Here is a 25,654-nt window from a genome sequence, read left to right as displayed (position 1 = left end):
ATTGCCCGGTGATGCATCTCGCAGGCAGAAAGCGTTACGCGAGGCCCCGCGATCCGGTCGTCCCGGTGGGAAGGGCGTGCCTCGCCCCGGGGTGCCTACAGGTGGCGGTCGCGGCGCGGCGGCCGTCGTCCCGCCTGTCCGTACCGCCTGCTCAAGGAGCGGTTCCTCAGGCCCAGGCCCTGCGCACGATGAAGGAAGCCTGTCCGGCGAAGGCGCGGGTGCCGTCGGAGCCGTCGAGCCAGATACCGCCGTCGCGCCGGCGCAGGACCGACCCCGGGTAGTTGTGGGCGTGCAGGGTCACCGACCCGGCGACCGCCCCTGGGCGCGCGCAGAAGGTGGCGTCTTCGCGGAACAGGGCGCTGCCGTCGCTGCTGCTCAACCGCAGCCGCAGTTCACGATGGCGCAGATAGCGGCCGTCGGCGGCGCGGAAGGTGACGCACCGGGAGTCGGCCAGCCCCCTGACGACCGTGAAGGTGACCCGCTGCCGTGTCTGCGCGTCGCTGGACGCGGAGACCGGGCCGAGCGTCGCGAAGTCGCCGGAGTACGTGAGGTACCGGTCGGGGGCGTCCACCGACTCCAGCGACTGGGCGCCCAGCGGAACCGTGCCGGCGGCGGACGGACTCGCCACCGAGGACGGTCCGGCCGACGGGGTGGTGCGCGACGGGCTCGGCTTGGCGGAGCGCTTGGCGGAGCGCGAGGAGGTCGGCTCCGGATGACCGACCGTGGGCTGGACACCCCGGGGATCGCCGGCTGTGGGGGCGGCGCTGACACCGGGCGCCAGATGCGCCGGTTCGGGCCAGGTCACGTAGACGGCGGTCCCCGTGACGAGCACCGCGCCGGTGGCGAGGGCCAGCAGCGGATGCGCGGTCACCGCGGAGAGTTTGCCGATCAGCGAGCCGTGCAGACCGCCTCCCCCCGCCGCCGTGCCGAAGGCGACGGGGGTGGTGGCCAGTCCGGCGGCGCTCACGGCCGTACCCGACAGCAGGCCCTTGGCGGCCAGCGCGGCGACGAGCCCGGCAGGGACCGCCAGCGGCGCGAGGCCGAACAGCAGGAGTTCGGCCGGGACCCGCGCCGCCGTCGTCGCCCCGCAGCGGGCGCATCCGCGGGTGTGCCGCGCGATCCGCTTGCGCCACACCGATGTACGCGGGCCGTCCCACCCGGCGACGGTCTCGTCCAGGCCCGGGCAGCGCGGGTCGGCCTCCAGCGCGGCGACGATCGTACGGCTCAGCTCCAGTTGCTCGCGCATGCGTTGCAGGCGTACTCCGACGTGGGCGGCCGTGAGCCCCGTCGCGGCGGCGATGTCGTCACGGCTCAGCAGGCCGGCGCGTTCCTGCCACCACAGCGACAGCAGCACCCGATGATCCGCATCGAGCCACCGGGTGGCTTCGACGACCTGACGGCGCTCGTCGGACATGCGCAGACGCAGGATCGTCCTGTCCTCGGGTTCGGCGCCGGCGTCCGGTATCTCGCGTGCCTCGTCGATGACCGTGGTCCGCCCGGCGAAGGCGCGCTGCCGGTGGCGGTGGGTACTGATCTGGCGGATGGTGATCGACACCAGCCAGGACCGGAAGCTCTCCGGGGCCCGCAGGGCGGGCAGGTCGCGCACCGCGCGCAGCAGGGTTTCCTGGACGACGTCGTCGACGTCGGCATGTCCGCTCAGCGCCCGCCCGACGATGTTGTAGAGCAACGGCAGGTACGCGGCGATGAGTTCCTCGCGCGCCCGATCGTCACCGGCCTGCGCCGCGACGACCAGCTCCGCGTGGTCCGCGTCCATGAGCCCCATTCCCACCTTCTTCAGGGGAGCGATCCGCCGAGTACGGCGGCATACCTTAGCGTCGGCAAAGGTGTACGGCCAAAGCGTGTGGCGAGCGCGAGGTCGCTCTCGCCGTGCAGAAGGCGAACTTCCCGCCCCCTGACCCGTTTCGGCCACCACAGCGCCGCCGTGCGCTACCGGTCCGACCAGGGCCGTACGCGTCGCGGAACGCCCTCACCAGCCCTGTGGACAACCCCCGGCGCGTGCCCTTCGGCGCGCCCCGCCGACCGTCCCCGCAGCAGTCAATTGGTGCAGACCTCTTGCATGTTGGTCCAGACCAATGCCAGCCTCTGGTCTGAACCAGCTGAGAAGGAGCCCCCACATGTCCGTACGACGCACAGCAGCCTCGCTCGGTGTTCTCGGTGTGGCGTCCGCGTCACTGCTCTCCGTCGCCGTCTCGCCCGCGACCGCGCACGGCGCCGTGTTCAACCCGGTCAGCCGGGTCGCCGCCTGCTACGCGGAAGGCCCCGAGACGCCCAAGTCGCAAGTGTGCAAGGACCTCGTCGCCGACTCCGGCACCCAGCCGCTCTACGACTGGAACGAGGTCAACATCGCCAATGCCGACGGCCACCATCAACAGCTCGTCCCGGACGGCAAGTTGTGCTCGGCCAACCGCGAGAAGTACCGCGCGCTCGACTGGGCCCGCACCGACTGGCCGGCCACCGGTGTGTCGGCGGGCTCCTTCGGCTTCAAGTTCCGGGTGACGGCCGCGCACTCGGGGACGATGACGCTCTACATCACCAAGGAGGGCTTCGACCCCACGAAGCCGCTGAAGTGGTCCGACCTGGACTCCCAGCCGGTCGCCACGTACGCCACGTCGAGGAACGCCACCGACGGCTACTACAACTTCACCGGGAACCTGCCCGCGCGCACCGGCCGCCACATCATCTACAAGGTCTGGCAGCGCAACGACAGCCCCGAGGCGTTCTACAGCTGCTCGGACGTCGTGTACGGCAAGTCCACGCAGGCGGCGGCCCAGCCGGCCGCGCCCAGTCAGCAGAAGATCGACGCGGGGGCGGCCCTGTCCACCGTCAGCCACCAGGGCCACGGCGGCGGTACGCCGCCGAAGGACTCGTTCGCCTTCGGCTCCGCGGCACAGCCCGTCGCGGCGGTCTCCATGGCGGGCGTCCTGGCCGGCGGCGTCCTGCTGCTGCGCCGGCGCAAGGACTCCTGACCCACCGCCGATACGGCCACGCCGGGCCTCACCCGGTGCGCCCCACCACCCACCACTTGGAGGGCAGGGCGATCCGGGTGCCGTCCGGCCGGTACTCGGTCGTGGTCAGCGGCAGTTCGCCGCGGGCCACGACCGAAAGGCCGGCCGCGCCGAGCAGGGCGGGCACGGCCGCGTCGGCCACCTCGCCCGGGGTGAGGCCGTGGGCGAAGACCGGGCGCAGCTTCGGCGGCGCTCCCGCCGGGTCCTGGGCCAGCCCCATCAGGACCGGCTTGGCCGCCTCCGCGAGCTCCACCAGCAAGGCCCGGCCGCGGGTGCCCACCAGCGTGGCGACGGCGTCCGCCAGGGGCCGGCGGTCGGCCGGCTCGCACTGGTGGAGCACCCCGCGCACATACACGTTGGCGTCGCCGAGGCGCGCGTGCAGCTCCTGCACGGCCTTCTCCTCGGTCGCGTCCAGCTGCTCGAACCGGGCCCGCCCGTCCGGGTCCTGGCTTCTGGCACGCTCCACCGCCGCGGGTGAGAGGTCGACGCCGACGACGCTGTCGTAGCGGTCGGCGAGGAAGCGGGTCTGGGTGCCGTTGCCGCACCCCAGATCGACCATCGGCAGCGCCAGATCGGCGAGATGGGGCTCGAAGAGGGCCAGGTGGGGGCCCGCTGTCAGGGCCGGCTCGGCGTCCCAGAACACCGCGCCCGTCTCATCGGGCGCCTCGTTCCAGAAGCCTTCCCAGGCGTCCTTGTACCGACTCGTCACGCTCATGACCGACTCCCCAGGCTGGCACGCACAGTGTCAAGATCGGTCTATCGCTCCGGGGGCACGCCGACAAGCACCCGGCGCAATCATTCACCCCGCGTTCGAGCCGCTTCAGCGCCTCGTGCGCCCCCTGCGCGGCAGCGGCACCTCGAACCACGCGGTCTTGCCCTCGGCCGTGCGGCTGGTCCCCCATTCGCGGGCCAGTCGGCTCACCACCCGCAGCCCTCGCCCCGCCTCGTCGAGCGGTCCCGCGTGCGTCAGCATCGGCAGCGTGTGGTCGTCGTCGACGACCTCGCAGCGCAGCGTCTCGGCCCGTACCATCCGCAGCTGCAGCTGGCGGCTGTGCGCGTGCCGTACGGCATTGGTGACGACCTCGCTGACCAGCAACTCCACGGTGTCCGACACCTCTTCGAGGCCCCACTCGCGCAGCTGGTCGACGACCAGGCGCCGGGACCGGGCCACCTCGCGCGCGTCTATGGCGAGCGGCCACTCGGCCACGTCCTCGCGCGCGATGCCGTTGAGCCGCGCCATCAGGAGGGCGACGTCGTCCTTGCGGCCGCCGCGGATGTTCAGGGCGCGGATGATGGTGTCGCAGGCGTCGTCCATGGAGGCGGCCGGGTGCGCCGCGGACTCGCACAGCGTCGCGAGTCCCACGCCGATGTCCTCGCCCCGCACCTCGACCAGGCCGTCGGTGCACATCACCAGGCGGTCGCCCGGCTCGACGCGCAGCCGCACGGCCTCGAACGGCACCCCGCCGACGCCGATCGGCGCCCCGGTCGGCAGGTCGAGCAGCTCGCTGCGGCCGTCGGCGGCGCGGACCAGGACCGGCGGCACATGGCCCGCGTTGGCCATCAGGAGCTCGCCCTTGATGGGGTCGTAGACCGCGTACAGACAGGTCGCCAGATAGTGCTCGCCGAGCCGCTGTGCCAGGTCGTCCAGATTGCGCAGGAGCTGCGCGGGCGGCAGGTCCAGGGCCGCCATGGTCTGTACGGCGGTGCGCAACTGACCCATCATCGCGGCGGAGTTGAGGCCGTGGCCCATGACGTCGCCGACCACGAGGGCGATCCGGGAGCCGGGCAGCTTGACGGAGTCGAACCAGTCGCCGCCGACCCGGCCGAGCAGGGTGCCAGGCAGATAGCGCGTCGCCGTGTCGCAGCCGGTCATCTGCGGGGTGACCTGCGGCAGCATCGAGTCCTGGAGGGTCTCGGCGACGCTCTCCTGGTAGGTGTACATCCGGGCGTTGTCGAGCACGAGCCCGGCGCGGGCGGCGAGTTCGGCGCCGGTCACCCGGTCCATGTCGTTGAACTCGGCCCGCTCCGCGTGGCGCAGCAGGATCATGAAGCCGAGCACCACATTGCGCGCCTTGAGGGGAACCACCAGCATCGACCGGCCGTTGATCAGAGGCCGGATGTCGCGCTTCTCGAACTGCGAGGCGATGGCGGTGCCCATCTGCTCGCTGATCCGCGGGACGAGCACGGGCTCCCCAGAGGTCATGCACTGGAAGAAGGGGGTGTGCGCGGGGAACGGCATGGACTCGCCGACCGGTACGACGTCGTCCCACCGCCCGGGTGCGTCGACGTGCTCCACGGCGACGCGGTGCCACAGGGTGGTCTCGTCCGGCGGCCCGTCCGGGAACCCCTCACCGGCGATGACCTGTTCACGCAGATAGGTGCCCGCGACATCGGTGAAGCGCGGCACCACGGCGGCGCTCACCTCGTGGATCGTCCGGGACAGATCGAGGGAGGAACCGATTCGGCCACTGACCTCGTTGAGGAACTCCAGCCGCTCGCGCACGGCGGCGTACTCGAGATCCTGCTCGAAATCGGGGGCGGGCGCCGTGCCGACGGCGGCCGGTGCCTGTCCGGCGCCCTGGACGGCCCTGCGCCCGGGGCGGCGGGGCACACCCCAGTCGGGCGTCACGGGCACCCGGTCGTGCTGGCTGAACTCCAGGACGGGATAGCCGAGTTCGAGCACCTGCGAGACGATCCGGGAGCTCTCCCCGACGCTCATGCTGGGCAGGATCTCGGGCAGCCGTCCGGCCAGCTCCTCGGCGCCCTGGAACTCGGTGTGCAGCGCGAATCCGGGTGCTATCCGCTCCACGCCGCCCCGGCCGGGCCCCGGGTGCTCGGCGTGCAGCAGCCGGGCGTCCGCCGCCAGCACGAGGAGCTGCTCGGAGCCCGGCCCGACCAGCGGATACGCCCACCAGAGCACATCGACGCGAGGCCGCCCGGGATCCGAGAGGGTGGCCCGCCCGGCCGTGGGGTACGAGGTCAGACCGTTGAGCGAGGCGTCCAGGGCGGGGCCGAACGCGTCGTAGGCGTCCAGCTCCCGCAGGACGTCGTCGGACGGGTCCTCGCGCAGCGCCCCGGAGACCGGGAGCAGATCGAGGGCGGGCCTGCCGACCGCCTCCTCGCGGGCGGGCCCGAAGAGCCGGCGCGCACCGGTCGACCAGTGCGAGACCAGCCCGTCGCCGTCCACGACGATCACGGCAAGCGGAATCCGTCCGGCCACGGCGGACTGCCGCGGCAGTGTCGGCGGAGTGCCACTGTCCATGGGTGGAGGCTCCTTCCCCGCCGCAAGGATCTGCGGCTGTGCCACCTACCGTACGGCCATGCGAAGGCCCCGCGCGGGGCAACGCCGGAATAGGGCGCACGCCCGCGTGTAGCGGGCATGCGGTTGACGAACAGTCAGTCCTCGTGGCCCAGTTGGAGGTCCCGCTCGGTGCGTCCGCCGCCCGCGACCTGGAGCACCGTGGCCACCGGCGGATAACCGGCCGCGATCACGGTGTACTCGCCGGACGAGAGGTCGACGAAGCGGAAGGTGCCGTCGGGGCCGGTGGTGAGGGTGTCCACCACGTTCCCGGCGGCGTCGAGCAGTGTCACGCGCGCGTCCTCGACGGGCCGCCCGCCGGTCGCCCTGACCGTGCCGCGCAGCACCGCGCCGCCCGCGAGCTCGATGTCCTGGCGGGTCTCGCGCGAGGCCTGGACGCTGACCGGGAGGGCCGCGGGCCGGAAGGCGGGGGCACTGGCGGCCAGGGTGTACTCGCCCGCGACCAACTCGCTGATCACATAGGCCCCTTCGCGGCCGCTTCGGGTGGTGGCGACGACCTCGCCGCGTACGTCGGTGAGGGTGACGGCGGCGTCGCGTACCGGGGTGCCGTCGGCGGTGACCACCGAGCCGGCCAGCCGTCCGGCTCCGCCGAGGACCACGTCGAGGTCGACCGGGCGCTCGCCGACGGTCACCGAGACGGCCTGGGGCTGGTGTCCTCCGGCGGCGGCGATCAGGACGTACGACCCGGCGCCCGGCACGCTCAGCGCGTACCGCCCGTCCTCGCCGCTGCCGCCGCGCCCGACCTGCTGCCCGCGCACGTCGACGAGGGTGAGCGCGGCGCGCGGCACGGTGGTCCCGTCGCTGTGCTGGACGGTTCCGCAGACGGGAACTCCGCTCGCGTACGGGGCGTTGGCCGTACGGGCGTGGGGTACGGGTGCCGGTTCGACGGCGGGGGCGTTCTGGGACACCAGCGGTTTCTCCTTGAGGAAGAAGGCGAGCAGGAGGCCGAGCACGAGCACCGGCACCAGATAGAGGAAGATCCGCGGCATCGCCTCGGCGTAGGCGCGGATGTAGCCGTCGCGCACGGCCGACGGCATGGTGTGGACCAGCTGCGGGGTGATCGACTCGGGGTCGGGGAGGCGGGTGCCCGCGGGGAACTGCTCGGTGAGGGGGGCGCCGCGCCCGCCGCCGCGCCCCCTCGGACCCGCCCTGCGCCGGGTCCTTCACCAGAGTGATCCCGCCCACGTCTGCTCCCCTCGTCGCGCCGCCTGATTCGCCTGCGCGGCGTACATACTGCGCATCGGGCGCTAATAGGGAGCAAGCGGAAGGGAAGCGGGGCGCGGGCGCACAACTCGCCCTGGAGGGGCGCGTGTCCACGGCCCCATCAGCGTGTTTCACACGGCCCGGGACGCGCGGGCGCACCACCGGGCCGCCATGAAAACCACTCGAACCGGTGACCGCGACCGGGAACGCCCAGGGGCAGCGGCCTGTCGGCCCGGTCCTACTTCTCGACCTCGGCGGCGAGCTTGTCCAGCACGGTGTCGTAGATGCGGTTGAGGCCCTTGGGGGCGAAGGTCTTCTCGAAGAAGCCGCCGATGCCGCCCGCGCCGTTCCACACCGTGGTGACGACGACCCTGGAGCCGCCCTCCCCGGCGGGGGTGACGGTCCAGGTGGTGACCATGGAGGAGTTGCGGTCCTTCTCGACCAGCTGCCCTTCGGTCGGCTCGGAGACCTCCAGGAGGCAGTCGCGCACGCGCTTGCTGGTGGCCTGGAGCTTCCAGTGGACGAGGGTGCCCTCGCCGTCGCCGCCCTCGCGCACCTGGTACTCGCTGAAGTGCTCGGACAGAAGCTTCGGGCGGCTGTCCTTGTAGTCGGCCACGGTGTCGAACACCGTCTCCGGGCTCGCCGCGATGATCCGCTCCGTGGTGGCCTCGACCTGCGCCATGGCTCTTCCTCCAGCACTCGTGACATCCGGGGGGTGCGCCCGGATTCGGGGTGGGCAAAGCCAATCACCTCGGGTGCGGGCCCCCAAAATCGGGGTTGCCACGATCATGGGAACAGGTGTTCTATTCTGAGGTCAGTGCTACGGACGAGGCCCGAGGAGGCGTGTATGCGCTGGGACAATCTGGCCGAGAACGATCCGGTGCCACCGGGCGCGGGCCGCGCGGCCGCGCTGTTCGACGCGGACGCGGTGGTCACCCGTACCGTCGACACCCCCGAGTTCCGCGGGGTCACCTTTCACGAGGTCCGCGCGCGTTCGATCGTCAACCGGGTGCCCGGGGTGTCCCGGATGCCGTTCGAGTGGACCGTCAACCCCTACCGGGGCTGCACCCACGCGTGCGTGTACTGCTTCGCCCGCAAGACGCACAGCTATCTCGACCTCGACACCGGGCTCGGCTTCGACTCGCAGATCGTCGTCAAGGTCAACGCGCCCGAGCTGCTGCGCCGCCATCTCGCCTCCGGCCGGTGGCAGGGCGCGCACATCGCCATGGGCACCAACGTCGACTGCTACCAGCGCGCCGAGGGCCGCTACCGGCTGATGCCGGGGATCATCGAGGCGCTGCGCGACCACGCCAACCCGTTCTCCATCCTCACCAAGGGCACGCTGATCCTGCGCGACCTGGAGCTGCTCCAGCAGGCCTCCGAAGTGACCCACGTAGGCATCTCCGTCTCCGTGGGGTTCCTGGACGACGCCCTGTGGCGCACGGTCGAGCCGGGCACGCCCGCACCCGAGCGCCGCCTCGACGTCGTACGGACGCTGACCGATCACGGCATCGGCTGCGGGGTCCTGATGGCCCCGGTCATCCCCTTCCTCGGGGACCACCCCGACCAGCTGCGGGCCACCGTCCGCGCGATCGCCGCCTCCGGCGCCACCTCGGTGACGCCACTGGTGCTGCATCTGCGGCCGGGGGCGCGCGAGTGGTTCATGGCCTGGCTCGCCGAGCACCATCCCCATCTGGTGCGGCGGTACGAGCGGCTGTACGCGGAGGGCGCCTACGCCCCGAAGTGGTACCAGCGCCGGATCACCCGCCAAGTACACGACCTGGCCACCGAGTTCGGCATCGGACCGGCGCACCGGGGCGCGGCCCGGCGCATTCCGCAGCGCGTGGAGCCGGAGCCGGTCGGCCCGACCCAGCTCACCCTGCTCTGACCGGACCGGACCCGACCGATCCGACCGGAGCCCTGCGGCCGAACCGCCCTGGCCGAACCGCTCTGACTCAAACCCGGCGGCCCGATTGTCAGTGGCATGGTTCAGGATGGGCACATGACCGCTCTCACACATATCGCCACCCCGGACGGCGTCGCACCCGGCGTCAACTACAGCCATGTCGTATGGGGCACCGGCCGGTTCATCGCGATATCCGGCCAGTGCGCCTTCGACGAGAAGGGGAACGTGGTCGGGGAGGGCGACCCGGTGGCGCAGGCGCGGCAGGTCTTCGAGAACCTGCGCCGCTGCCTTCAGGCCGCCGGGGCGACGTTCGAGGACGTGGTGAAGCTGACCGTCTTCGTCACCGACGTCGCGTATCTGCCCGCCGTCCGCGAGGCGCGCGACGAGCACCTCGACAGCGGCCGGCTCCCCGCCAGCTCGGCGGTGCAGGTCGTGTCGCTGTTCCGCCCCGAACTCCTGATGGAGATCGAGGCGTTCGCGGTGGTCGCCGACCGTTGACGACGGACACCCACGTCCGGGACATGGCCGTGGCCGACTGCGAGGCGGTCGCGGCCGCCCGCATCACCGGCTGGCGCACGGCGTACCGGGGCCTGATGCCGCAGAGGTATCTGGACGCCCTCAGCATGGAGGCGGACGCCGAGCGCCGCCGCGCGTATCTGGCCGACGCCGACCGATCGGTCCTCGACGTGGTCGCGGAGCGGGCCGGCGAGGTGATCGGCTGGGGGTGCTGCGGGCCGTACCGGGAGGACGGCGGCGGCCGGACGGCCGACGGCGAGGTGTACGCCCTGTATGTGCACCCGGACCACTGGTCCACGGGCGCCGGACGGCTGATCCTCGCCGAGCTGACCGCCCGCGCGGCGGCCGACGGGTATCCCCGCCTGCTGCTGTGGGTCCTCAAGGGCAACGACCGGGCCCGGCGGTTCTACGAGCGCGCCGGCTTCGCCCCCGACGGCGCCGAGGAGGACTTCGTCGCGGACGGGGTCGCCGTCCCCGAGGTGAGGTACGCGCTGCGCCTCGCGAGCCCCGTCAGGTGATGCGCCTGAGCGCCACGGCCGCCGCCGAGGCGAGCCGGGGGCGGGCCAGCGCCGTCTCCAGGACCTCGACCGCCCGTTTGTCGCCCAGCTCCCCCAGCCCCTCCACACAGGCCAGCGCCACCCGCCAGTAAGGGGTGTCGGGCGAGAGCAGCGGCCGCAGGGTGGTGATCAGCGCCGGTACGGCCTCGGGGGCGCGCAGCGCGGTGAGCAGCCGCACCGGGTGCAGGGCGTACGCGGTGCGCAGCTGGTTGGTGGCGAGCGCGGCGGCGGCCCGCGCGGTGCGCGGGTCCCCGAGCCGGGCCAGGGCGTGGGCGGCGGAGACACAGCGCTCCGGGTCCCGGTGGTTGAGCAGCAGCACCAGCGACTCGAAGGCGCGCCGGTCGCCCGCGCAGCCGAGCCGGAAGGCCGCGATCTCCCGCGCCCACAGGGGCCGTTCGCGCTCGGTGAGCACGGCCGCGAGCTCGTCGTGGTCCCGGGTCGAGAGCAGCCGCTCGTACGCCGCCACCGCGTCCGACGCCCTGGCCTCGTCCCGCAGCCGGTCCGCCAGGGACCGCAGCTCCTCGTCCATGCGGGCAGCGTAGTGGCCCCTCGCGGGCAGGTGAGGAATCCGGCCGCGGGCAGGGAGGACGTCCGGCCGCGGGCGGAGAAGACGTCCGGCCGTGCGCCGCGTGGGCGCGAGCCAGATCACATCGACTCCTTGGGTCCCCACTATGGCGCGCTCGTTACTCACGAGTTAATCTCAAGTGAGCGGGCACCCCCCGCAGACTCCGGTGGCCTGGTGACGCAGCCACCGAGAGTGTTCGTCGGTTCGGCAGTTTCACGGCGTGGCCCCGGGACCGGGTCCGCCGGCCCTCAGCACCACCACGACACACCTCCGCACGCCGTGCGCCCATGCCGCGCACCCGCGTCTTCGTTGACGCTTCGCGACAGCCGGATGCCGGTCGCGTGCGCCCTCTCCTCAGTCGTCACTCACCCTGGAGTCCCGTGATGGACACCCCCCTGAACACCGTCGCCGTGGTCGGTCTCGGCACCATGGGCACCGGCATCGCCGATGTGCTCACCCGCGCGGGCCGCGAGGTCATCGGCATCGACATCAGCGAGCAGGCCGCCCGCCGGGCCGTGGCCTCCCTGGAGGCGTCCACCGCCCGGGCCGTGACCCGCGAGCGCATCACCGAGGAGGAGCGGCGCGACATCCTCGCCCGGTTCCGCACCTTCACCGACCTCCAGGCGGCGGCCGACGCCGACCTGGTCATCGAGGTCGTGCCCGAGTCGTACGAGCTCAAGCAGCAGGTGTTCGCCGCGCTCGACGCCATCGTCGCGCCCACCGCGATCCTGGCCACCGGCACCAACGCCCTCTCGGTGACCCGGCTCGCCGCCGAGTCCTCGCACCCCGAGCGCGTCCTAGGGCTGCACTTCTTCAACCCGGCACCGGCCATGAAGCTCGTCGAGGTGGTCTCCTCGGTCCTGACCGCGCCGCCCGCCGTGGAGGCGGTCACCCGGCTCGCGCTCGACCTCGGCAAGGAGCCGGTCGCGGTCGGCGACCGCCCGGGCTTCGTCGCGGACGGGCTGCTCTTCGGCTACCTCAACCAGGCCGCGGCGATGTACGAGTCGAAGTACGCGTCCCGCGAGGACATCGACGCCGCGATGAAGCTCGGCTGCGGACTGCCGATGGGCCCGCTCGAACTGCTCGACCTGATCGGCATCGACACCGCCCGCACGGTCCTGGAGGCGATGTACACCGACTCGCACGACCGGCTGCACGCCCCCGCGCCCATCCTCGGCCAGCTCGCCGAGGCGGGCCTGACCGGCCGCAAGGCGGGCCGCGGCTTCTACACGTACGAGGCCCCGGGCAGCACGGCGGTGGTGCCGGACGCGCAGACGCCCGCCGCGGCCACCGGCGCGGGCGCCGGCCGCGAGATCCGCTCGGTCGGGGTGGCCGGGTCCGGCACCATGGCCTCCGGCATCGCGGAGGTCTTCGCCAAGGCCGGGTACGACGTGGTGCTCGCCGCGCGCGGCCTGGAGAAGGCCGAGACCGCCAAGTCCCGTATCGCCAAGTCGCTTTCGCGCTCTGTCGACAAGGGCCGGATGTCCGCCGAGGCCCGTGACGAGACGCTCGCCCGCATCACCCCGGCCGGGGCGCTGGAGGCCTTCGCCGAGGTGGACCTGGCCGTCGAGGCGGTCGCCGAGGACCTGGGGATCAAGCAGCAGCTGTTCGCGACCCTGGACAAGATCTGCAAGCCGGGCGCGGTGCTCGCCACCACGACCTCCTCGCTGCCGGTCGTGGCCTGCGCCCGCGCCACCTCGCGCCCGCAGGACGTCATCGGGATGCACTTCTTCAACCCGGCGCCCGCGATGAAGCTGGTCGAGGTGGTCCGCACGGTCCTGACCTCGGACGAGGTGCACGCCACGGTCCGCGAGGTCACCACGAAGATCCGCAAGCACCCGGTGGACTGCGGGGACCGGGCCGGGTTCATCGTGAACGCGCTGCTCTTCCCGTACCTCAACAACGCGATCAAGATGGTCCAGGAGCACTACGCCTCGCTCGACGACATCGACGCGGCGATGCGGCTCGGCGGCGGCTACCCGATGGGGCCGTTCGAACTCCTCGACGTGGTCGGCCTCGATGTGTCGCTGGCCATCGAGAAGGTGCTGCACGCCGAGTTCCGCGACCCGGGCCTGGCGCCCGCCCCGCTCCTGGAGCACCTGGTCGCGGCCGGCTGCCTGGGCCGCAAGACGGGCCGTGGATTCCGCGAGTATGCCCGGCGCTGAGCCGTGGGGCTCCCCCGTCCAACGGCCGGGGGAGGGCTGGGGCGGGCTGCTCGATCCCTCGGGCGGTCCGCCCCCGCGAGCGCGACTTCCTGCACATATGCAGTACGTTCGGTCCATGCCCCAGCCCGCTGCCTCATCGAAACGGCCGACCCGAACGTCCGCCACGTCCGACGCCCCGGAAAGTGCCGCCGGCAGCCGCGCGGCCGCCCAGCGGCTGAAAATGCGCCGTGAGCTGGCGGCCGCGGCGATGGAGCTCTTCTCGGCCAAGGGGTACGAGGCCACCACGGTCGACGAGATCGCGGCCCGCGCCGGGGTCGCCCGCCGCACCTTCTTCCGCCACTTCCGCTCCAAGGAAGAGGCGATCTTCCCCGACCACGACGACACCCTCGTACGGGCCGAGGCGGTGCTCAACGCCGCTCCCCCGCACGAGCATCCGCTGGACACGGTGTGCCGGGGGATCAAGGAGGTCATGAAGATGTACGCCTCCTCCCCCTCGGTCTCCGTGGCGCGGTACAAGCTGACCCGCGAGGTGCCCACCCTGCGGGAGGCCGAGATCGCCTCGGTGGCCCGCTACGAGCGGCTCTTCACCCGCTATCTGCTCGGCCACTTCGACGAGCACGACCACCACACCGGCAACGACGACCCGCTGCTCGCGGAGGTGGCCGCCTCCGCGGTCGTCACCGCGCACAACCACGTGCTGCGGCGCTGGCTGCGGGCGGGCGGCCAGGGCGATGTGGAGACCCAGCTCGACCACGCCTTCGCGATCGTCCGGGACACCTTCGGCTCCGGGATCGGGGCGGGGCGCACCGCCGAGCCGAAGCCCGCCGCCGCGTCCGTCTCCACGAGCGACGAGGTGCTGGTCGCGGTGGCACGTACGGACGCGCCGCTGGACGAGATCATGCAGTCGATCAAGAAGGCGCTCCGACAGCGCTGAAACAGTACGGAATCTGGTACATCCGGACGAAAGCCGCCCCATCAGGGCGGCTTTCGTCGTTCCCGGACGGCTTCCCGGGGCATTCTGGAAGCGGAATCGATCGATCATCGCTCATCCGTGCAGGTCATTACGCAATTGAGAGAAACTGTTGGCACGCAGTGTCTTGCCGACTGGCACCGCGTGCCATACGTTGATGTTGTCCGGGCGGCCGGCGTGCAGAGACCTCTCGTACGCCGGCTGTCCCCGCAAGCTTCTCCAGCGAGCGCGCCCGGACGCCTGCGTCACAGGCACCCTCCCGCGCCCACCAGGCGCCGCCGATCCCGTAGTACCGCCGAACCGACGGCACACCTCCACAGCAGCAGTCCCCTCAGCGTTCCCAACGCGCTTCGCCGGAGGCAACACCGTGAAGGAAATCCTGGACGCGATTCAGTCGCAGGACAGCACCGCCGCCGACATCGCGGCTCTGCCCATCCCCGAGTCGTACCGCGCGATCACCGTGCACAAGGACGAGGCGGAGATGTTCGCCGGGCTCACCACCCGGGACAAGGACCCCCGCAAGTCGATCCACCTGGACGAGGTGCCGGTCCCCGAACTCGGCCCGGGCGAGGCCCTGGTGGCCGTCATGGCCTCCTCGGTCAACTACAACTCGGTGTGGACCTCGATCTTCGAGCCGGTGTCCACCTTCAACTTCCTGGAGCGCTACGGCCGGCTCAGCGAGCTCACCAAGCGCCACGACCTGCCGTACCACGTGATCGGCTCCGACCTCGCGGGCGTCGTCCTGCGCACCGGGCCGGGCGTGAACGCCTGGAAGCCCGGCGACGAGGTCGTCGCGCACTGCCTGTCCGTCGAGCTGGAGTCCAGCGACGGCCACAACGACACGATGCTCGACCCCGAGCAGCGCATCTGGGGCTTCGAGACGAACTTCGGCGGCCTCGCCGAGATCGCGCTCGTCAAGTCCAACCAGCTGATGCCCAAGCCCGGCCACCTGAGCTGGGAGGAGGCGGCGGCGCCCGGTCTGGTGAACTCCACCGCCTACCGCCAGCTCGTCTCCCGCAACGGCGCCGGGATGAAGCAGGGCGACAACGTCCTGATCTGGGGCGCCAGCGGCGGCCTCGGCTCCTACGCCACCCAGTTCGCCCTCGCCGGCGGCGCCAACCCCATCTGTGTCGTCTCCAGCCCGGAGAAGGCGGAGATCTGCCGGGCCATGGGCGCCGAGGCGGTCATCGACCGCAGCGCCGAGGGGTACAAGTTCTGGAAGGACGAGCACACCCAGGACCCCAAGGAGTGGAAGCGCTTCGGCAAGCGCATCCGCGAGTTCACCGGCGGCGAGGACATCGACATCGTCTTCGAGCACCCGGGCCGCGAGACCTTCGGCGCGTCGGTGTACGTCACCCGCAAGGGCGGCACCATCACCACCTGCGCCTCCACCTCCGGCTACATGCACGAGTACGACAACCGCTACCTGTGGATGTCCCTCAAGCGCATCATCGGCTCCCACTTCGCCAACTACCGCGAAGCCTGGGAGGCCAACCGCCTCATCGCCAAGGGCAAGATCCACCCCACCCTCTCCAAGGTCTACAGCCTGGAGGAGACCGGCCAGGCCGCGTACGACGTCCACCGCAACCTCCACCAGGGCAAGGTCGGCGTCCTCGCCCTCGCCCCCCGCGAAGGCCTCGGCGTCCGCGACCACGAACTCCGTGCCAAGCACCTCGACGCCATCAACCGCTTCCGCAACATCTGAGCACGGAGCGAAAAATGACTGAGCGTCAAAAGGACCGGCCCTGGCTCATGCGGACGTACGCCGGTCACTCGACCGCCGAGGCGTCCAACGAGCTCTACCGGCGCAACCTCGCCAAGGGCCAGACCGGCCTGTCGGTCGCCTTCGACCTGCCGACGCAGACCGGCTACGACCCGGACCACATCCTCGCCCGCGGCGAGGTGGGCCGGGTCGGGGTCCCGGTGTCCCATCTCGGTGACATGCGGCGGCTGTTCCAGGACATTCCCCTGGAGCAGATGAACACCTCGATGACCATCAACGCCACCGCGATGTGGCTGCTGGCCATGTACCAGGTGGTCGCCGAGGAGCAGGGTGCCGACATCACCCGGCTGCAGGGCACGACGCAGAACGACATCGTGAAGGAGTACCTGTCGCGCGGGACGCACGTCTTCCCGCCCGGTCCGTCGCTGCGGCTGACCACCGACATGATCACCTACACGGTCAACCACATCCCCAAGTGGAACCCGATCAACATCTGCAGCTACCACCTCCAGGAGGCGGGGGCCACCCCGGTCCAGGAGATCTCGTACGCGATGTCCACCGCGATCGCCGTGCTCGACGCGGTGTTCGCCTCGGGGCAGGTGCCCGAGGACCGCAAGGGCGAGGTCGTCGCGCGGATCTCGTTCTTCGTGAACGCGGGTGTCCGGTTCATCGAGGAGATGTGCAAGATGCGGGCGTTCGGCCGCATCTGGGACAAGGTCACCCGTGAGCGGTACGGCATCGAGGACGCCAAGCAGCGCCGCTTCCGCTACGGCGTCCAGGTCAACTCCCTCGGTCTGACCGAGGCGCAGCCGGAGAACAACGTCCAGCGGATCGTCCTGGAGATGCTGGCCGTGACGCTGTCGAAGGACGCCCGCGCGCGGGCCGTCCAGCTCCCCGCCTGGAACGAGGCGCTCGGCCTGCCGCGCCCCTGGGACCAGCAGTGGTCGCTGCGGATCCAGCAGGTCCTCGCGCACGAGAGCGACCTCCTGGAGTACGAGGACATCTTCGCCGGGTCGCACGTCATCGAGGCCAAGGTCGACTCGCTGGTCGAGGAGTGCCTGGCCGAGATCGAGCGGATCCAGCAGATGGGCGGCGCGATGGCGGCCGTCGAGTCCGGCTACCTCAAGTCGCAGCTGGTCTCCTCGCACGCCGAGCGCCGTGCGCGCATCGAGGGCGGCGAGGAGAAGATCATCGGCGTCAACTGCTACCAGTCGACCGAGCCCAACCCGCTCACCTCCGACCTGGACACCGCGATCATGACGGTGGACCCGGCGAACGAGGCCCGGGTGGTGGCGAAGCTCCACGAGTGGCGCGACAACCGGGACGAGACCCGGGCCTCGGAGGCACTGGCGGCCCTGAAGAAGGCCGCCGCCGGGTCGGAGAACCTGATGGCCGCGACCCTGGAGTGCGTCCGCGCGGGCGTCACCACGGGCGAGTGGTCATGGGCGCTGCGTGATGTCTTCGGCGAGTTCCGGGCGCCGACCGGTGTCTCGTCCGCCCCCGTGGCGGTCACCGCCGAGGCGGGCACGCCGCTGGCGCTGGTGCGCGAGAAGGTGATCCGCACGGCCGACGAGCTCGGCTCAGGACGGCTGCGCCTGCTGGTGGGAAAGCCGGGCCTGGACGGCCACTCCAACGGGGCCGAGCAGATCGCCGTACGCGCGCGTGACGCCGGTTTCGAGGTGGTCTACCAGGGGATCCGGCTGACCCCCGAGCAGATCGTCAACGCCGCCCTGGCGGAGGATGTGCACTGCGTGGGCCTCTCGATCCTGTCCGGCTCGCACGCCGAGCTGGTCCCGGACGTGCTGGCGCGGCTGCGCGAGGCCGGCGCTCCCGACATCCCGGTGATCGTCGGCGGGATCATCCCGCCGGCCGACGCCGAGGAGCTGTGCAAGGCGGGTGTGGCCGCCGTGTTCACCCCGAAGGACTTCGGTATCACGGAGATCATCGGCCGTATCGTCGACGAGATCCGGAAAGCGAACAAGCTCGACCCTCTGGAGGTCCCCGCATGACCGTCAACCGTCTCCGCCCGCGCCGTTCGTGCCTCGCCGTCCCGGGCTCGAACCCGCGCTTCCTGGAGAAGGCGCAGGGCCTCCCCGCCGACCAGGTCTTCCTGGACCTGGAGGACGCCTGTGCGCCGCTCGCCAAGCCGGAGGCCCGGCACACCATCGTGAAGTTCCTGAACGAGGGCGACTGGACCGGCAAGACCCGGGTCGTGCGGGTCAACGACTGGACGACCGAGTGGACGTACCGCGATGTCGTGACCGTGGTCGAGGGCGCGGGGCACAACCTCGACTGCATCATGCTGCCGAAGGTGCAGAGCGCCGAGCAGATCGTCGCGCTCGACCTGCTGCTCACCCAGATCGAGAAGACGATGGGCTTCGAGGTCGGCAAGATCGGCATCGAGGCGCAGATCGAGAACGCCCAGGGCCTCAACAACGTCAACGCCATCGCGCAGGCCTCCCCGCGCGTGGAGACCATCATCTTCGGCCCGGCCGACTTCATGGCCTCCATCAACATGAAGTCCCTGGTGGTCGGTGAGCAGCCGCCCGGCTACCCGGCGGACGCGTACCACTTCATCCTGATGAAGATCCTGATGGCCGCCCGCGCCAACAACCTCCAGGCGATCGACGGCCCCTACCTCCAGATCAAGAACATCGACGGCTACAAGGCGGTCGCCCAGCGCGCCGCCGCCCTCGGCTTCGACGGCAAGTGGGTGCTGCACCCCGGCCAGGTCGAGGCGGCCAACGAGGTCTTCTCGCCCTCCCAGGAGGACTACGACCACTCCGAGCTCATCCTCGACGCGTACGAGTACTTCACCTCCGAGGCCGGCGGCAAGAAGGGCTCGGCGATGCTCGGCGACGAGATGATCGACGAGGCCAGCCGCAAGATGGCGCTGGTCATCTCGGGCAAGGGCCGGGCGGCCGGTATGCAGCGCACGTCGAAGTTCGAGATCCCGGAGGCGTAACACCATGCAGTTCGGCCGCACCTACGAAGAGTTCACCGTCGGGGACGTGTACAAGCACTGGCCCGGGAAGACGGTCACCGAGTACGACGACCACCTGTTCTGTCTGCTCACCATGAACCACCACCCGCTCCACATGGACAGCAACTACGCGGAGAAGACGACCGACTTCGGCAAGAACGTCGTCGTGGGCAACTACATCTACTCGCTGCTGCTCGGCATGAGCGTGCCGGACGTGTCCGGCAAGGCGATCGCCAACCTGGAGGTGGAGTCGCTCAAGCACGTGGCGCCGACCTTCCACGGCGACACGATCTACGGCGAGACCACGGTCCTCGACAAGACGCCCTCCAGGTCCAAGTCGGACCGCGGGATCGTCTACGTCGAGACCAAGGGCTACAAGCAGGACGGCACGCTGGTGTGCGTGTTCCGCCGCAAGGTGATGGTCCCCACCGAGACGTACATCAAGGAGCGCGGCGGCGAGCAGCCCGGCCGCCCCCAGCCGAAGCAGCAGGAGAAGTAGCCATGGCCCGTCTCGCGCAGACCGCCGGTCTGACCGATGTCCAGCAGGAAATCCTGGCCACCGTCCGGGACTTCGTCGACAAGGAGATCATCCCGGTCGCGACCCAGCTGGAGCACAAGGACGAGTACCCGACGCAGATCGTCGAAGGCCTCAAGGAGCTCGGCCTGTTCGGGCTGATGATCCCCGAGGAGTACGGCGGTCTGGGCGAGTCGCTCCTGACGTACGCGCTCTGCGTCGAGGAGATCGCGCGCGGCTGGATGTCGGTCTCCGGCATCATCAACACGCACTTCATCGTGGCGTACATGCTCAAGCAGCACGGCACCCAGGAGCAGAAGGACACCTTCCTGCCCCGGATGGCGCTCGGCGAGGTGCGCGGCGCGTTCTCGATGTCGGAGCCGGCGCTCGGCTCGGATGTGTCGGCGATCACGTCCAAGGGCGTCAAGGACGGCGACGAGTACGTCCTGAACGGCCAGAAGATGTGGCTGACCAATGGCGGAACGTCATCACTCGTGGCCGTTCTGTGCCGGAGTGACGAAGGACACCCCGAGGGCACCGCCCCCCACAAGTCGATGACGACCTTCCTGGTGGAGAAGGAGCCCGGCTTCGGTGAGGTCCGACCGGGCCTGACCATCCCCGGCAAGATCGACAAGATGGGTTACAAGGGCGTCGACACGACCGAACTCATCATGGACGGACTGCGCATTCCGGCCAATAGGGTCCTCGGCGGGGTCACCGGCCGAGGGTTTTACCAAATGATGGACGGCGTCGAGGTCGGCCGCGTCAACGTCGCCGCGCGTGGCTGCGGTGTCGCTCAGCGTGCATTTGAGCTGGGTGTCTCGTATGCCCAGCAACGTCACACTTTCGGTAAGGCCATCGCCCAGCACCAGGCGATTCAGTTCAAGCTGGCCGAGATGGCTACCAAGGTCGAGGCTGCTCATGCGATGATGGTCAACGCAGCACGCAAAAAGGACTCCGGGGAACGAAACGACCTTGAAGCAGGGATGGCGAAGTACCTCGCCTCCGAATACTGCAAAGAGGTCGTGGAGGACGCCTTCCGTATCCACGGTGGCTACGGCTTCTCGAAGGAGTACGAGATCGAGCGCCTGTACCGCGAGGCGCCGATGCTGCTCATCGGTGAAGGTACCGCCGAGATCCAAAAAATGATCATTGGGCGTCGGCTTCTCGAAGAGTACCGATTCCAGGGTTGATTGTCGCTTTTGAGTCGGTTCGGCCGCGAAGTAGATCACACCCTGTAGGCGTTTTCTGAGGGGTTCCGGCCGACCGACTCGGCTTCTGGCTTTCCCAGTTGCGGCTCGCAACCGATAGCATCGCTGGTAAACCAGCCGCCGTCCCCCACTTGCCAGCGCGGCATCATCCGCTACGAAGGTCATCCATGCCCCACAGCCAAACCTCTGCATCTCGCGACGGTTTCCTCCAGGGACGTCTTGCTCGCGGAGCATCGCCGTGGCTTCTGCCGACCGTCGCCACCGCAGCCCTCAGCCTCGCCCGCGCGCGCCGCTCCGGCGCCGCCAAGGCCGTGGCCGTGCCCGCCACCGCGCTCGCGGCGGGCATGCTGTGGTTCTTCCGCGACCCTGAGCGCGAGATCGCTACCGGGCGGGTCATCTCCCCCGCCGACGGTGTGGTGCAGAGCATCATGCCGTGGAAGGACGGACGCACCCGCGTCGCGATCTTCATGAGCCCGCTGAACGTCCACGTCAACCGCGCGCCCCTGGCGGGCACGGTGACGTCCGTCGAGCACGTGCCCGGCGGATTCGTTCCGGCGTTCAACAAGGAGAGCGAGAACAACGAGCGCGTTGTCTGGCACTTCGACACCGAGCTCGGCGACATCGAGATGGTGCAGATCGCGGGTGCGGTGGCGCGGCGGATCGTCCCCTACATCCCCCAGGGCACCAAGGTGGAGCAGGGCGAGCGCATCGGTCTCATCCGGTTCGGCTCCCGCGTCGACATCTATCTGCCGGAGGGGGTCGAGGTCGCTGTCGAGGTCGGGCAGAAGACCACTGCGGGGGTGACTCGAATTGACCGTGATTGATCCGGATACCCAGACCGACTGGGTGCCGGGCGCGGACGCCGACGACGACGCGGAGGAGATGCCCCTCTCCCTGCGGCTGTCGATAGCGGACACCCTGACGCTCGGCAACGCGACCTGCGGGTTCATGGCGGTGTACTTCACCACCACCGGAATCCTCATCCCGCACCTGTCGGGCAGCGCCGAGACCGGCATGGCGCGGCACTCCGCCGCGACCGCCGTGATCCTGATGCTGCTCGCGGCGATCTTCGACCTCTGCGACGGCCTGGTCGCGCGGAAGCTGCGGAGCTCGCCGATGGGCGCCGAGCTGGACAACCTCTCGGACCTGATCAGCTTCGGGCTCGCCCCGGCGTACTTCGTCCTCGTGTACGGCATGGTCGCCGACGACGCCCACCAGCGCGTCGCGGCCGTGGCGGCGATCACGGTGCTGCTCGCGGTGGTGCTCAGACTCGCGCGGTTCTCGTGCGTGACGATGAAGGACGGCATGTTCCAGGGCATGCCGAGCCCCTTCGGCGCGCTGACCGTCGTCTCGATCGTGCTGCTTGAGCTGCCGTTCGTGCCGACGCTGCTCGCCGTCATAGGGGTGGCGTGGCTGATGGTCAGCCGGGTCGAGTACCCGAAGCCGCGGGGCATCCTCGCGGTGGCCATGCTCAGCTGGATCGTGGGCGCGATGGGGCTGCTGGCGGCGTGGGCGTTCGACGCGCCGGGCGGTCAGCTGCTGCTCCAGACGGGCTGTGTACTGCAGGTCGTGCTGGGTGCGGTGATTCCGCTGTTCGCCACGGCTCGCCGGGTGAACTCGATTCGCGACAACCGCCGTGAGGCGCGGGCGGCGCAGCCGTAGCGCCTGGCGGCGCGGTGTGAGGGCCCTGGACCGTTTCGGTCCGGGGCCCTTTCGCTTGCGCGGGGTGGGGTGCGATTTCGCTTGCGCGCGGCGGTCACCTGCGGGCCGTCTGTGGCTGGTCGCGCGGTTCCCCGCGCCCCTCTTGCCCTGTAGGTGCGAGCAACCCAGCACGGTCCGCAGGCGAGCGACAACCCCTCTGCGACCGCGGACCGTGCGTGGCTGAGCGCGCGGTTCCCTGCGCCCCCAGGTAGTCCGGGGCGCGGGGAACCGTGCGAGCGGGCCGCAGGCGGAAGGTCAGGCCAGGAAGTCTCGGGCGATCTGTTCCGCGCTGCGCTCCAGCAGCGGGCCCGCCTCGGTCATACAGCGGGACGGGTCCGGCTCCAGTGTCGTCAGGGCGTACGCGCGGCTGATTCCGGCTGATCCCAGCGCCTGAGGCGTCAGCGCCAGGCGGCCGCAGACCGCGACGACCTCGATGCCGGCCGCCCGGGCCGCCGCCGCCACACCCGCCGGAGCCTTCCCGTGCAGGGTCTGCTCGTCGAGCGAGCCCTCACCGGTGATCACCAGCGTGGCCCGGGCCAGGGCGGGGGCGAAGCCCAGGACGTCCAGCATGACCTCGATACCGGGACGGAAGGTCGCCCCCAGGGCCACCAGCGCCCCGTAGCCGATGCCGCCCGCCGCGCCCGCACCCGGGGCGAGGGCCGCCTCGGCGGCCGAGGCGCCCAGGGACGTCTCCAGGACCTTGGCGAAGTGGCCGAGCGCCCCGTCCAGGGTCGCCACATCCTCGGGCGTCGCGCCCTTCTGCGGGCCGTACACCGCGGGCGCGCCCTTGGGCCCCGTCAGCGGGTTGTCCACGTCGCTGGCCAGTACCAGGCCGACCGAGGCGAAACGGGGGTCGAGGCCGGAGAGGTCCGCCGTCGCCAGGCTCGCCAGGGGGCCGCCGCCCGGTGCCACGGGCTCGCCCGCCGCGTCCAGGAAGCGCGCGCCGAGCGCGGAGAGCATGCCCGCGCCGCCGTCCGTGGTGGCGCTGCCGCCCACCCCGAACACGATGGTCCGCGCCCCCGCGTCCAGCGCGGCCAGCAGCAGCTCGCCCGAGCCGTACGTGGTGGCGGTCAGCGGGGCGAAGACGCCCGGGGGGAGGTGCTGGAGGCCGGACGCCTCCGCCATCTCCACCACGGCGACCCCGTCCCGTACCGCGAAGGCCGCGGTGACCGGGGTGCCGAGCGGGCCGGTGACCCGGGCCTCGCGGCGGTCGAACCCGGCCGCGATCGCCGCCGCGACCGTGCCGTCACCGCCGTCGGCGACCGGCAGGGTCTCCACCGCCAGACCGGGGACGACCCGCCGCAGCCCGGCCGTCACCCGCTCCGCGACCTGTACGGCCGTGAGCGAGCCCTTGAACTTGTCCGCCGCCACCAGCACGCGGGCGGTTTCCAAAACTGCTCCGTCCGTCACCTTGCTAATCCCTTGCTATCGAACAGGCAGTCGCGCCGCTCCGACCCTATCCGCCGCGCGCGCCCCTGCCCATAGGTGTCATGCACGGCGGGACGGCGTGCCACCCCACGAAACCTCCATATCGCGGACCATAGTGGGGCGCCATGAGCACGGATTCGATCGATCATTCGGCCCCAGGTGCCCCGCCCGACGCCCCGGAGAACCCGGCCCCCGACCTCACCGTCGTCGCGATCGGGGTGGCCGCCGTAGTGGCCGTGGTCGCCTGGGCCGCGCTCGGCAAGCACTCCTTCGACAGCGCCTCCTCCACCGCGCTGGCCTGGGTGCTCGCCAACTTCGCGTGGCTGTTCGTGATCGCCGCCGACGCCTTCCTCGTCCTGTGCGTGGTGCTCGCGATCAGCCGGTACGGGCGGATCCGGCTCGGCGCCGACGACTCCGAGCCCGAGTTCACCAACCTCGCGTGGATCGCGATGATGTTCAGCGCGGGCATGGGCATCGGCCTGATGTTCTACGGGGTCGGCGAGCCGCTCACGCACTACCTCGCCCCGCCGCCGGCGAGCGGCGCCGCGCCGCGGACCGGCGACGCGGCGCGCACCGCCCTGGAGTACTCGTTCTTCCACTGGACGCTCACCCCCTGGGCGATCTACGGCATGGCCGGCCTCGCCCTGGCGTACGCCGGTTTCCGCAAGGCGCGCGGCAACCGGCTCTCCGCCGCGTTCGTCCCGCTGATCGGCGCCCGGCGCGCCGACGGCTGGCCCGGCCGGTGCATCGACCTGCTGGCGGTCTTCGCGACCGTCTTCGGCACCGCGACCAGCCTCGGCCTGGGCGCGCTCCAGGTCGCCAAGGGCCTGAACATCACGGCGGACGTCGAGGACTCCACGACCACCCAGCTGATCATCATCGCCTCGCTCTCGGCGGCGTTCGTCCTGTCGGCGTTCTCCGGGCTGCACAAGGGCGTGAAGTGGCTGTCCACGATCAACATCGTGCTGGCCGCCGCCCTGATGCTCTTCGTCTTCCTGCTCGGGCCGACCGTCTACGTCCTGGACACCGTCCCGGCGTCCATCGGCGGCTATCTGCACCAGCTGCTGCCCATGGCCAGCCGCACCGGCGCGTTCACGGACCGGACCTGGCTGGGGGCCTGGACGATCTTCTACTGGGCGTGGTGGCTGTCCTGGGCGCCGTTCGTCGGCACCTTCATCGCACGGATCTCGCGCGGCCGGACCGTCCGCGAGTTCCTGGTGGGCGTACTGCTGGTGCCGAGCGGGGCGACCGTGCTCTGGTTCTGTGTGATGGGCGGGACCGCGATCCGCCTCGACTCCACGGGCACGGCCGATCTGGCCGCCAAGGTGAAGGACGGCGCCGAGGCCTCGCTCTTCGCGATGCTGGACGCGCTGCCGATCGGCACGGTCACCTCGTATCTCGCGATGGTCCTGGTCATGACGTACTTCATCACCAGCGCCGACTCGGCCTCGCTGGTGATGGGCTCGCTGACCAGCCGGGGCTCCCTGCATCCGCCGACCTGGCTGGTGGTGCTCTGGGGCGTCCTGATGGCGGCGGTCGCGGCGGTGCTGCTCGTCGCGGGCGGCCTCAAGTCGCTCCAGACGGCGACGATCCTGGTGGCGCTGCCGTTCGTCCTGGTGATGCTCGGGCTGTGCTGGGCGCTCCTGAAGGAGCTGCGCGAGGACCCGGGCGCCGGTCCCGCGCGCGGCCACGCGCTGCACGGGGTGCGGGACGCGGTGCGGGCCATGGTGGGCGACGCGCTCACCGAGCAGGGTCCCGCCCGCCACCACCGGCTGCGCCGCGCCGCCAAGTCCCGTACGGGCGACGACGGTTCCGGTACACCGGAGGGATGAGAGGGCCGACGGACCGGATTTTCGGCGGACGCCGG

At 70.9% G+C, this 25,654-nt stretch carries 20 protein-coding genes and 1 pseudogene; 14 read left to right on the top strand and 7 right to left on the bottom strand.

The window, feature by feature from the left end:
- Nucleotides 1-166: 166 nt before the first annotated feature.
- A complete protein-coding gene (locus A8W25_RS27450; protein WP_067166247.1) occupies nt 167-1,783 on the bottom strand; it encodes a sigma-70 family RNA polymerase sigma factor in 1,617 nt (538 codons plus the stop codon).
- 352 nt (nt 1,784-2,135) lie between these two features.
- Between A8W25_RS27450 and A8W25_RS27445 the strand changes: the two genes are divergently transcribed.
- A complete protein-coding gene (locus A8W25_RS27445) occupies nt 2,136-2,987 on the top strand; it encodes a lytic polysaccharide monooxygenase auxiliary activity family 9 protein (RefSeq protein WP_067166244.1) in 852 nt (283 codons plus the stop codon).
- 28 nt (nt 2,988-3,015) lie between these two features.
- On the opposite strand, the gene A8W25_RS27440 is transcribed toward A8W25_RS27445, so the two are convergent.
- The 4 genes and pseudogenes from A8W25_RS27440 to A8W25_RS27425 all read right to left on the bottom strand — a co-directional run bounded on the left by A8W25_RS27440 (nt 3,016) and on the right by A8W25_RS27425 (nt 8,230).
- Nucleotides 3,016-3,741: a class I SAM-dependent methyltransferase gene (locus A8W25_RS27440; RefSeq protein WP_067166241.1), complete on the bottom strand. Its 726-nt coding sequence runs from the start codon at nt 3,739-3,741 to the stop codon at nt 3,016-3,018.
- Between the two features lie 105 nt (nt 3,742-3,846).
- Nucleotides 3,847-6,288 carry a SpoIIE family protein phosphatase gene (locus tag A8W25_RS27435; RefSeq protein WP_067166238.1) on the bottom strand — a complete coding sequence of 814 codons (2,442 nt, stop codon included), beginning with the start codon at nt 6,286-6,288 and terminating at the stop codon, nt 3,847-3,849.
- A gap of 134 nt (nt 6,289-6,422) precedes the next feature.
- Nucleotides 6,423-7,436 (bottom strand): annotated as a pseudogene (locus A8W25_RS27430) (MSCRAMM family protein); the annotation flags it as partial.
- A 350-nt stretch (nt 7,437-7,786) separates the two neighbouring features.
- Nucleotides 7,787-8,230: an SRPBCC family protein gene (locus A8W25_RS27425; protein ID WP_067166235.1), complete on the bottom strand. Its 444-nt coding sequence runs from the start codon at nt 8,228-8,230 to the stop codon at nt 7,787-7,789.
- 165 nt (nt 8,231-8,395) lie between these two features.
- Between A8W25_RS27425 and A8W25_RS27420 the strand changes: the two genes are divergently transcribed.
- The 3 genes from A8W25_RS27420 to A8W25_RS27410 all read left to right on the top strand — a co-directional run bounded on the left by A8W25_RS27420 (nt 8,396) and on the right by A8W25_RS27410 (nt 10,488).
- On the top strand, nt 8,396-9,436 hold the full coding sequence (locus A8W25_RS27420) for an Rv2578c family radical SAM protein (RefSeq protein ID WP_067166233.1): 1,041 nt from the start codon (nt 8,396-8,398) through the stop codon (nt 9,434-9,436).
- Nucleotides 9,437-9,550: 114 nt separating this feature from the next.
- The gene (locus tag A8W25_RS27415) at nt 9,551-9,952 is read left to right on the top strand and encodes a RidA family protein (protein WP_067166231.1); all 402 of its coding nucleotides are present in this window, start codon (nt 9,551-9,553) and stop codon (nt 9,950-9,952) included.
- Between the two features lie 23 nt (nt 9,953-9,975).
- Nucleotides 9,976-10,488: a GNAT family N-acetyltransferase gene (locus tag A8W25_RS27410; protein ID WP_067167309.1), complete on the top strand. Its 513-nt coding sequence runs from the start codon at nt 9,976-9,978 to the stop codon at nt 10,486-10,488.
- Here A8W25_RS27410 and A8W25_RS27405 read toward each other — a convergent pair.
- A complete protein-coding gene (locus A8W25_RS27405) occupies nt 10,481-11,056 on the bottom strand; it encodes an adenylosuccinate lyase (RefSeq protein ID WP_067166228.1) in 576 nt (191 codons plus the stop codon). The two genes, A8W25_RS27410 and A8W25_RS27405, sit on opposite strands and share 8 nt — an antisense overlap.
- A gap of 419 nt (nt 11,057-11,475) precedes the next feature.
- On the opposite strand from A8W25_RS27405, the gene A8W25_RS27400 reads away from it, so the two are divergent.
- The 9 genes from A8W25_RS27400 to pssA all read left to right on the top strand — a co-directional run bounded on the left by A8W25_RS27400 (nt 11,476) and on the right by pssA (nt 22,320).
- Nucleotides 11,476-13,257, top strand: coding sequence for a 3-hydroxyacyl-CoA dehydrogenase family protein (locus tag A8W25_RS27400; RefSeq protein ID WP_067166225.1), 1,782 nt, complete (start codon nt 11,476-11,478; stop codon nt 13,255-13,257).
- Between the two features lie 115 nt (nt 13,258-13,372).
- Nucleotides 13,373-14,191 carry a TetR family transcriptional regulator gene (locus tag A8W25_RS27395; RefSeq protein ID WP_199831841.1) on the top strand — a complete coding sequence of 273 codons (819 nt, stop codon included), beginning with the start codon at nt 13,373-13,375 and terminating at the stop codon, nt 14,189-14,191.
- Between the two features lie 403 nt (nt 14,192-14,594).
- Nucleotides 14,595-15,932: a crotonyl-CoA carboxylase/reductase gene (gene ccrA / locus A8W25_RS27390; protein WP_067166220.1), complete on the top strand. Its 1,338-nt coding sequence runs from the start codon at nt 14,595-14,597 to the stop codon at nt 15,930-15,932.
- A 14-nt stretch (nt 15,933-15,946) separates the two neighbouring features.
- A complete protein-coding gene (locus A8W25_RS27385; RefSeq protein WP_067166217.1) occupies nt 15,947-17,959 on the top strand; it encodes a protein meaA in 2,013 nt (670 codons plus the stop codon).
- A complete protein-coding gene (locus tag A8W25_RS27380) occupies nt 17,956-18,915 on the top strand; it encodes an HpcH/HpaI aldolase/citrate lyase family protein (protein ID WP_067166214.1) in 960 nt (319 codons plus the stop codon). The genes A8W25_RS27385 and A8W25_RS27380 overlap by 4 nt, the downstream gene beginning before the upstream one ends.
- A gap of 4 nt (nt 18,916-18,919) precedes the next feature.
- Complete coding sequence (locus A8W25_RS27375; RefSeq protein ID WP_067166212.1) at nt 18,920-19,432, top strand: MaoC family dehydratase; 513 nt, start codon at nt 18,920-18,922, stop codon at nt 19,430-19,432.
- A gap of 2 nt (nt 19,433-19,434) precedes the next feature.
- Nucleotides 19,435-20,640, top strand: coding sequence for an acyl-CoA dehydrogenase family protein (locus tag A8W25_RS27370; RefSeq protein ID WP_067166208.1), 1,206 nt, complete (start codon nt 19,435-19,437; stop codon nt 20,638-20,640).
- A 185-nt stretch (nt 20,641-20,825) separates the two neighbouring features.
- Nucleotides 20,826-21,482: a phosphatidylserine decarboxylase gene (locus A8W25_RS27365; protein WP_067166206.1), complete on the top strand. Its 657-nt coding sequence runs from the start codon at nt 20,826-20,828 to the stop codon at nt 21,480-21,482.
- Nucleotides 21,469-22,320 (top strand): CDP-diacylglycerol--serine O-phosphatidyltransferase, encoded by an 852-nt coding sequence (gene pssA / locus A8W25_RS27360; RefSeq protein ID WP_180357302.1) that lies wholly within the window; start codon nt 21,469-21,471, stop codon nt 22,318-22,320. The genes A8W25_RS27365 and pssA overlap by 14 nt, the downstream gene beginning before the upstream one ends.
- 294 nt (nt 22,321-22,614) lie before the next feature.
- On the opposite strand, the gene A8W25_RS27355 is transcribed toward pssA, so the two are convergent.
- Entirely contained in the window at nt 22,615-23,751 is a 1,137-nt protein-coding gene (locus tag A8W25_RS27355; protein WP_067166200.1) for a glycerate kinase, read from the bottom strand.
- Between the two features lie 161 nt (nt 23,752-23,912).
- Here A8W25_RS27355 and A8W25_RS27350 point away from each other — a divergent pair, with 161 nt between their 5' ends.
- A complete protein-coding gene (locus A8W25_RS27350; RefSeq protein WP_067166197.1) occupies nt 23,913-25,619 on the top strand; it encodes a BCCT family transporter in 1,707 nt (568 codons plus the stop codon).
- Nucleotides 25,620-25,654 lie beyond the last annotated feature (35 nt).

This window comes from Streptomyces sp. ERV7 (assembly GCF_001653515.1).
In the GTDB taxonomy this organism is placed as follows: domain Bacteria; phylum Actinomycetota; class Actinomycetes; order Streptomycetales; family Streptomycetaceae; genus Streptomyces.
Note: the sequence above shows the minus strand (reverse complement) of the source record. Positions and strands in the feature narration are given on the sequence as shown.